The sequence below is a fragment of the Acaryochloris sp. IP29b_bin.137 genome (genome assembly GCF_028285745.1).
Taxonomy (GTDB): Bacteria; Cyanobacteriota; Cyanobacteriia; order Thermosynechococcales; family Thermosynechococcaceae; genus Acaryochloris.
Window position 1 is genome coordinate 1 of the sequence record NZ_JANQOP010000175.1, and the last position, 8,018, is coordinate 8,018.

At 46.5% G+C, this 8,018-nt stretch carries 10 protein-coding genes and 1 tRNA gene; 4 read left to right on the forward strand and 7 right to left on the reverse strand.

Features of this window, described 5'->3' with window-relative positions; translation table 11 throughout:
* Positions 1 to 151: 151 nt before the first annotated feature.
* The gene (locus tag Q0991_RS12760; protein WP_299489072.1) at positions 152 to 793 is read right to left on the reverse strand and encodes a hypothetical protein; all 642 of its coding nucleotides are present in this window, start codon (positions 791 to 793) and stop codon (positions 152 to 154) included.
* A gap of 212 nt (positions 794 to 1,005) precedes the next feature.
* Positions 1,006 to 1,602, reverse strand: a complete 597-nt coding sequence (locus Q0991_RS12765; protein ID WP_299489073.1) for a Uma2 family endonuclease — start codon at positions 1,600 to 1,602, stop codon at positions 1,006 to 1,008.
* A gap of 100 nt (positions 1,603 to 1,702) precedes the next feature.
* On the opposite strand from Q0991_RS12765, the gene Q0991_RS12770 reads away from it, so the two are divergent.
* Complete coding sequence (locus tag Q0991_RS12770) at positions 1,703 to 2,542, forward strand: SWIM zinc finger family protein (RefSeq protein ID WP_299489074.1); 840 nt, start codon at positions 1,703 to 1,705, stop codon at positions 2,540 to 2,542.
* A gap of 44 nt (positions 2,543 to 2,586) precedes the next feature.
* Here Q0991_RS12770 and Q0991_RS12775 read toward each other — a convergent pair whose 3' ends face one another.
* Entirely contained in the window at positions 2,587 to 3,546 is a 960-nt protein-coding gene (locus Q0991_RS12775) for an ABC transporter ATP-binding protein (RefSeq protein ID WP_299489075.1), read from the reverse strand.
* Positions 3,547 to 3,801: 255 nt separating this feature from the next.
* Between Q0991_RS12775 and Q0991_RS12780 the strand changes: the two genes are divergently transcribed.
* The 3 genes from Q0991_RS12780 to Q0991_RS12790 are packed head-to-tail and all read left to right on the forward strand — an operon-like array spanning position 3,802 to position 4,704.
* Positions 3,802 to 3,954, forward strand: coding sequence for a hypothetical protein (locus Q0991_RS12780; protein WP_299489077.1), 153 nt, complete (start codon positions 3,802 to 3,804; stop codon positions 3,952 to 3,954).
* Positions 3,955 to 4,009: 55 nt separating this feature from the next.
* Positions 4,010 to 4,321 carry a carbon dioxide-concentrating mechanism protein CcmK gene (locus Q0991_RS12785; protein WP_299489078.1) on the forward strand — a complete coding sequence of 104 codons (312 nt, stop codon included), beginning with the start codon at positions 4,010 to 4,012 and terminating at the stop codon, positions 4,319 to 4,321.
* Between the two features lie 56 nt (positions 4,322 to 4,377).
* On the forward strand, positions 4,378 to 4,704 hold the full coding sequence (locus Q0991_RS12790; protein ID WP_299489079.1) for a carbon dioxide-concentrating mechanism protein CcmK: 327 nt from the start codon (positions 4,378 to 4,380) through the stop codon (positions 4,702 to 4,704).
* Positions 4,705 to 4,730: 26 nt separating this feature from the next.
* On the opposite strand, the gene Q0991_RS12795 is transcribed toward Q0991_RS12790, so the two are convergent.
* The 4 genes from Q0991_RS12795 to Q0991_RS12810 form a co-directional block, all read right to left on the reverse strand.
* Positions 4,731 to 5,603: a DMT family transporter gene (locus Q0991_RS12795; protein WP_299489080.1), complete on the reverse strand. Its 873-nt coding sequence runs from the start codon at positions 5,601 to 5,603 to the stop codon at positions 4,731 to 4,733.
* Positions 5,604 to 6,602 (reverse strand): beta-ketoacyl-ACP synthase 3, encoded by a 999-nt coding sequence (locus Q0991_RS12800; RefSeq protein WP_299489082.1) that lies wholly within the window; start codon positions 6,600 to 6,602, stop codon positions 5,604 to 5,606.
* A gap of 2 nt (positions 6,603 to 6,604) precedes the next feature.
* Complete coding sequence (gene plsX / locus Q0991_RS12805) at positions 6,605 to 7,639, reverse strand: phosphate acyltransferase PlsX (protein WP_299489083.1); 1,035 nt, start codon at positions 7,637 to 7,639, stop codon at positions 6,605 to 6,607.
* A gap of 284 nt (positions 7,640 to 7,923) precedes the next feature.
* Positions 7,924 to 8,005 (reverse strand) — tRNA-Leu (locus Q0991_RS12810).
* Positions 8,006 to 8,018 lie beyond the last annotated feature (13 nt).

Genomic DNA, 8,018 nt, shown 5'->3' on the forward strand with positions numbered 1-8,018 from the left:
GCAACTGAAACCCCATAAACGACTCAATTACCAGAGAGGCATGAGGGCGCTATCACTGATTCAGACCACATTGTGAAACCCTTGTCATCCCCAAAGAGAATATTGTTAACATTTAAAATTCTGTACTTAGATAAAATATGCCAAACACAGTTTATGGCTTCATGCAAAAATAGCGATAGAAACAAGCAGCTAAAACCACAGGTAATACTAACAATACAATAACAAGGCATAGAGTAAGAAGATAGATGTCAGAAGTGATTGAGATAAATAAATTTACATACTGAATTAACGCTGAATCTTCAACAGTAATCTCCCCATTTTTATTAATCTGAATTGAACTTGAATGCCCATTACTGTACAAATATTTTGTGTCGACAATAGTTACTTCTATAGAGCCATCTAAATCAGCATCCCCAACTAAAAGGTATGTGTCTTGCCTGCGTTCAAGAACACTTCGCGGAAAATTATTTAATAAATTTTTATTATTAAGCTCACCAATGACTCCAAGATCATCTCTTCTACTTAGGGTAGCTAGGTTATAGTTTTCCCTATCAAGCACCCATACATTTTGATAATTTCCTGAGCCAGTGTTATTGGTGACTGTGTATTTATCTGAAATCAAGTAGACATCATATTCTCCTATTTTTCTGTACTCTTGATCAGCGCTAATAATTTTTCTACTTATTAGCCCTAAAGCCATAAAGGATATGAAGCTGAACATGGTGCTCAGTAATATTATTTTTAAGATTTTTTGTGCTTTAATCAATAGAGATTGAATAGCAGTTTTTCCCATAGACTAACGCAGATATCTCATATTTTATTTTGAAGCTAATATTAATTTCTAGAGTCTTCAAAAACCTGATATAGTGAAATTCTTGCAGATTAAGCGATATTTCTAGTAATTTTTTTAAAAACGGAATCTTGATTCTTCCCCCATTGAAATTCAAGATTTTTTTGAGCGATCTAGAAAATGACAACGGAATACTTCAACCGAATAGATATTGTTTAAATAGCAGCCTGAAAGACTTGAGTAGTCGTGAGTCGCAGATGGGGAAATGATGGTGAAGTAATAGTATCCTCTGCTTGAAATTGTTGGAGTTGATATTCCCTATCGATTAATTGGTAAATTGATAGGGTGGGGCATTTGGGTGAACCGATATAGCGAGAAGCCCCCAAGGCGAGATAATCAACGATCCAATATTCGGGGATACCTAAAGCCTCATATTCAGCAAGCTTATGTAGATAGTCATCTCGCCAATTAGTGCTAACAATCTCAACAGCAAGGATGCCAGGACATTCGAATACCGTTGGCTCATGAAGTAGCGCATCAGCATCTTGCTTCCTAACAACCAAAACATCAGGTAATCGTGCTGTCCCTGTTTCTGTTCGTTGTCCCGCTTCTCTTAAGCTTTCCCAGGCAAGATTATGCTGCTCAATCTCTTGATCAAAAACTCGCTCTAAAAATTTGGCAATTCGCAAATGTTGCAAGGTTGGTGGGGGCATTTCAACTAGCTCGCCTTGAACCAGTTCGTAGCGAGTATCGGCAGAATGGAGGTCTTGGAGATACTCTTTGAAAGTCCAATGAGTAAGGGTAGAAGCCACAAATTGTTTCTCCCTGCTAGCAATGCTTCAGATACAGTTATCCTAGCTAATATCAATCTCTTTTTCTCAACTCTAAACGCTTTAGCGTTAGTAATCACCCATGGCTAACTTCAGTCGAACCTGGTGGGGACAACGGTTCCTTGCCGCAATTGAGCAAATTACCGATCCAGGACGTTTGGGGCGAGGACGATCCTATGCTCGGGGGAATAAAGTCAAAAGTTTTACTCTTAAAGATGGGTTGGTGAAAGCGGAAGTTCGGGGTTCGGTGAATCCTTATTTCGGGGTTTATAAAGAGCCTTTGTATGATACCAGCATTGAGTTTGAGTCGATTAGTAAAGCCAATTGGGCAGCTGCGATCGCATTTCTCGCATCCAAAGCCAGTCTGATCTCACGACTGATGCTAAATGAAATGCCTGACAACATCGAAGATGCCTTTGCCAAGCTGGATTTAAATCTGCTGCCCCGCAGCAATTCTAATTTCACGACTCAATGTTCTTGTCCCGACTGGAGCAATCCCTGCAAACATATTGCTGGTGTCTATTACCTATTAGCTGCAGAGCTGGACCAAGACCCATTTTTGCTGTTTGAGCTACGAGGTCTGTCTCGGGAAAACTTACAACAGGAACTCGCGAAATCCCCCCTCGGTCAAGCATTATCCGCTGAACTCACTGCCCAGCAAACAGAACTGGAACCAGACAACAGCTATTACACCCAGCCCCTCACCACACCCGCATCCGAGATCGAACAGCTCAAAGACTTTTGGCAAGGCGACAAACGACTTCCCCAAACTATTAATGCCCCACCTTCGACGGGAGTCTCCGGGATTTTAGTTAAAACCCAAGGCGACTTTCCAGCCTTTTGGCCAAGGGAGCAATCCTTCTTAGCCGTTATGGAAGAATTCTATGATCGAGTCAGAGATAAAAGTTCTGCAGTGCTTTAATTCAACCAACTCAAGCACAAACCATCGCAATAGATTCAACTGTCTCAGCCTTCATCGAAATTGGTCGGATCTTGCCAAACAGTTTGAATATGATTGAGATCTAAAATTCCCACCGCATCTGTCCCATTCATGACCTGTAATTGTGATTGTCCAGACTTCAAGAATATGGACAAGGCATCTCGTAACGTGCCATGACTGGCAATTTTGGGAAGATGGGGAACAGGAGTAGAAGTTGTGACCATCACTCGTTCTACAGACAATACTGACAACTGTTTTAGAACGTCCTCAGTACCCACTAATGCTTCGACAAAAGCAGAAGCGGGTTGGGTGAGGACTTGCCACGGTGTCCCGTATTGGACCAAATTTCCTTGATTGAGAATCAAAATCCGATCGGCTAATCGCAAAGCCTCTTCAATATCATGGGAGACAAACAGAATCGTTTTTTTGAATTGTTGCTGTAACTGCTGCAGCTCTTGTTGCAGGGATTTACGAGTAATGGCATCCAAAGCCCCAAAGGGCTCATCCATCAGTAACACTTCTGGCTTGGCTGCCAAAGCCCGGGCTAACCCTACCCGTTGCTGCTGTCCACCGGAAAGTTGGCTGGGGTAACGTTTGCCAAACGCTTGGGGGAGTTGAACGAGTTCCAATAGTTCTTCTACCCGAGCGGCAATCGCTGTTTTCGACCACCCCAATAACTTAGGAACGACCGCAATATTTTGAGCAATGGTCATATGGGGAAATAAACCTGCCTGCTGGATGACATATCCCATTTGGCGACGCAGGGTAGTTAAGGGAACCGTATGAATGCCTTTACCATTGAAGAAAATCTGTCCTGAGGTGGGTTCATATAAACGATTGACAAGCTTTAGCAGTGTGGTTTTCCCACAACCCGATGGCCCCAAAATCACCACCAATTCCCCAGCCTCGACTTCAAAGGTACAACCATGCAGTGTTGGCTCTGGCACGCCGGGGAATTGCAAACTTACCTGTTCAAAGTGCAGCATACTATTGAAGATTTTTCAGGAGAGTTTTTGAGTCGTATCCACTTTGCTCCAGAATGATGACCAGTCTAACCTAGACCTCACTGTCGAGATAGTCATATGAATTTGAGTCGTTGGCTGCAGTTTATGGGCAATGAGCCTTCTAAAAAATCACTATCGAAACCAGAAGCGGATTACATAGGCTGGTGGTAAACACTTAGAGATAATCCTGATCGTCCTGAAGAAATTTGCACTTGTCTTTGCCATACAGGAGGCATAGTGCATTGCAAACCCTGCTGTATCAATGGTCCAATCTGCCATTTACCCATTCGCGAGAACTTTTTTACAGATCATCCTTCTCGCTGTGGTCAATATTTAGGACCACAGAATAAGAACCATGACATTGACGAGCGCAATGACTATGAGCGGTAGAACGATTGAGGTATAGTTTGTACTGCGGGTAAAGGGTTAGCTCCGGAGAAAAACAATGCCAGTTGCCGTTGGAATGATTGAAACCTATGGATATCCGGCTGTTTTAGCAGCAGCAGATGCTATGGTCAAAGCTGGTCGTGTGGCCCTGATGGGGTATACGAGCTGCGCCAGCGGTCGCTATGTGGTCTCCATTCGTGGACCTGTGGCGGAAGTAAAGCGGGGTATGGAGGCAGGTATTGCCGCTGTTGAAGGAATGCCGGGTTCAGCTAAAGTTGAATCCCACTATATCGTGCCAAATCCCCCTGAGAATATTGAGGCGATTTTGCCGATTGATTACTCAGAACGTTCTGAACCCTTTCGAACGTGAAGTAAGGGTTAGAACGAGCACTAAGTTGTACATTATTATCTTTGAGGAAAGTCGGAATGCCACAGGCAGTTGGGTCACTGGAAACGAAAGGATTCCCCCCCGTATTGGCGGCAGCAGATGCCATGGTCAAAGCTGGGCGAGTGACCTTAGTCGGTTATATTCGGGCGGGAAGTGCCCGGTTTACAATCAATATTCGCGGGGATGTGTCTGAGGTCAAAATGGCTATGGACGCCGGAGTGGCAGCGGCGGAGAAAACACCAGGTGGTGTTTTGGAGACTTGGGTGATTATTCCTCGTCCCCATGAGAATGTAGAAGCGGTGATGGATATTGAGTATGGCGATGAAGTAGAAGAATTCCGCCGCGCGGTTGAGGGTCTGGCCTGATCTTGGGGGAGAGTCAGTTCTCCCAGCTAGTAATTTTTAGGTGTAAACAGATCATTTGCGATCGCAGTTCCCAGCAACACTAATCCACATCCGACTCCCATTGATATTGTCACAATTTCTCGTAGGGCTAATGCGCCCCAGAGCATGGCAAATAAGGGAACGAGATAGGCGACGGTTAAAGTCTTGCTGGGTCCCATGACTTTGATCAGATGGTAATAGAGCATCTGAGCCAAAACCGAAGACAGGATCGCCAAAGCCATCATGGACAGTAGGGCTTGGGTTGAAGGGAGTTGGCTGGGGATTGAGAAAGGGAGCAACGGCATCAAACAGACTGCCGCACTGAGTTGACTCCCCGTCGTTACGGCTAACGCAGAAACCCCTGCAAACCGCTGTTGAATATAGGGAGCAGCAATGGCATAGAGTAATGCAGCTAGGAGACCTGCTGCGATCGCAATGCCCTTGTCTAGAGTCAGGGGAACATCCTGCAACCCCACTAGAAGCACCACCCCTAAAAAACCAATGGCGAAGCCGACTAAACGGGGCACTGAAAGGGCTTCCTGCAACCAAAATGCGACAATCCACAAGCCAAATAGAGGCGTAGTGGCATTTAAAATAGCGGTAAACCCCGCTGATAGGGATAAAGAGGCATAGGCTAGCAAGCAAAAGGGCAAGGCTGAATTCAAAATCCCCAGCAAGATTAAGGCCCGCCAATGTTGACGGATCTGAAGCCATAAGTCTAGTTTAAAAATCAGTGGCAGTAAGGTGATACCCGCGAGCAGGACTCGCAACTCGATCAGCCAAATCGGCCCCCACTCAGGGACTGCAATCCGGGTAAATAGAAAAGAGCTGCCCCAGATAGCCGCCAACAGCAGCAGTTTCAGAAAGTTTTGAATCGACAACTAGCGCTGCCACTGAAAAATAGCGGCTCCCCAGCTTAAGCCGGCTCCAAAGCCAGAGGTAGCAATCGTATCCCCAGACTTGATATGGCCTTGGCGTACGGTCGCATCCAACGCCAGGGGAATCGTGGCCGCAGAGGTATTGCCGTAGTTCGCAATGTTACTAATCACCTTTTCCGCAGGCACCTTAAGACGCTTGGCCACTGCATCTAAGATGCGTTGGTTGGCTTGATGTAACAGTAGCCAGTCAATATCATCCGCTTTTAAATCAGCTTGAAAGAGAGCTTTCTCGACCACTTCGGGCACTCGATTGACCGCAAACCGATACACTTCCTTGCCGTTCATCGAAATGGGTTGATACGTCCCTTGACTGACATTAATCCCCCTAGTCAAGGGACGAGCCTCGCTGTGATATTGAACATTGAGGCACTCATGGAGACAACCATCGCTATGGAGGGCAAATCCGAGCAGTCGATCGGTGTCATTAGCTTGTAGCACGACAGCGCCAGCCCCGTCGCCAAAGAGAACACAGGAGCGGCGGTCGGTCCAATCCACCCAGCGGGAAAGGACATCAGCGCCTATCAGCAAGACATTGCGATAGACACCCGTGCGGATAAATTGGGCAGCGGTAATCAAACCAAATACAAACCCGGAGCAGGCTGCCGTTAAATCAAACGCAACGGCATGCTTTGCGCCTATGGCAGCCTGGATTTGACCAGCACTGCCAAAGAGATCATCGGGTGTTGAGGTAGCCAGTAAGATCAAATCGATATCGGTAACTTCCACTTGAGCCATTTCGAGGGCGTTTTGAGCTGCGATCGCACCCAGTTTCGCTAACGAATCATCGGGGCTGGCTAAATGGCGGGACCGAATGCCTGTGCGGCTGGCAATCCACTCATCGGAGGTATCAACGATTTGGCTTAGACCATCATTGTCAAGGGAAGCTTCAGGCGCAGCAGAGCCGCACCCAGTAACTGCCAATCCAGTGGCCATTTGCTGCACGTTTATTCTCCATTGGAGGCGGCTGTCACCGTCTGTTGATAGCAAGACTGAATACGCTGGGATACCTGATTATCTGCAGCCTCTTTTGCCAACCGAATGGCATTAAAGATCGAAGGAGCCTGAGAACTGCCGTGACTGATAATACAAGCTCCAGCAACTCCTAAGAGTAGTCCCCCACCATGCTCTGCATGGTCCATCCGCTGCTTAATCCGACGCAAATTTGGTTTTAAAATCCCTGTTCCCACCTTGCCGTGAATCCCTCTGGGCAACTCTTCCCGCAGAATCTGGAGGGCAACTTCGCCAACGGCTTCTGCAAACTTCAATAGGATATTGCCAGTAAACCCATCGCAAACAATGACGTCAAACTGACCTGAGAGCACATCTCGTCCCTCAGCGTTACCAATAAAATCAACGTGGGGATTCTTTTCTAATAACTGATAGGTCTGAACCGACACCTCATTGCCTTTGCAGGATTCTTCACCAATATTGAGCAATCCAACTTTTGGCGCTTCAGTTCCCAAGACATACTCGCTATAAATGGTGCCCATGGTGGCAAACTGATCCAGAAACGCAGGACGGCAGTCCACATTTGCCCCAACATCAAGCACCAAAACCGGCTTTCCAGCAATAATTGTGGGGAATACACCGCCAATGGCCGGTCGATCAATTCCAGGAATTCGCCCCAGTCGAAGTAAAGCGGCAGCCATGGCGGCTCCAGAATGACCTGCTGAAACAACAGCATCGGCCTTATTCTTTTTGACTAAATCCATCGCTACATTGATTGAAGCCTTGCGCTTACGGCGAAGGGCGCTGATAGGCTCTTCATTCATCTCAATCAATCCCTCGGAAGGGACGATTTCAACGGGGACGGAATCAGAATGGCTTTTGATAGAAGCTTCTAGACGGCCAGGGTCGCCGACCAGTAAAACATCTGCATCTAATTCTGCTTGAGCTCTTAGAGCACCAGCAACAATCTCATCTGGGGCATGGTCGCCCCCCATGGCGTCAATGGCAATACGTGCGCGAGTAGCTCCCATGTGGCAATCTTGTAGAATCTTTAAGCATTTTAACAGATTGTCTTAGTCTAACTTAACGGAATCCTCTATCAATCAAAGTTTGAAATGAAGTGGCTTCGTAAGGATGAACGACACTTGCGATCGCAGACTAACTACACCTGGGGAATCAACAAGGCTTGGATGCTGACCCTATCATCCATCCTATAACACTCCCATCCTTATTCAATAAAAACTAGACCACAAACGCAGCCGCTCTCCAATCCGTCGGGGGAGGATAGGACTGCATGATGTGGTTCGAAATGGAATGCGGACGAAAGGACTTGAACCTTCACACTTTGCAGTACTAGAACCTAAATCTAGCGCGTCTACCAATTCCGCCACGTCCGCAAATTTGGCTTTA

Coding starts and splice junctions, on each gene's coding strand:
- plsX (WP_299489083.1), bottom strand. CDS start 7,639: ATGGGAGCTACTCGCGCACGTATTGCCATTGACGCCATGGGGGGCGAC.
- Q0991_RS12790 (WP_299489079.1), top strand. CDS start 4,378: ATGCCACAGGCAGTTGGGTCACTGGAAACGAAAGGATTCCCCCCCGTA.
- Q0991_RS12785 (WP_299489078.1), top strand. CDS start 4,010: ATGCCAGTTGCCGTTGGAATGATTGAAACCTATGGATATCCGGCTGTT.
- Q0991_RS12760 (WP_299489072.1), bottom strand. CDS start 793: ATGGGAAAAACTGCTATTCAATCTCTATTGATTAAAGCACAAAAAATC.
- Q0991_RS12770 (WP_299489074.1), top strand. CDS start 1,703: ATGGCTAACTTCAGTCGAACCTGGTGGGGACAACGGTTCCTTGCCGCA.
- Q0991_RS12775 (WP_299489075.1), bottom strand. CDS start 3,546: ATGCTGCACTTTGAACAGGTAAGTTTGCAATTCCCCGGCGTGCCAGAG.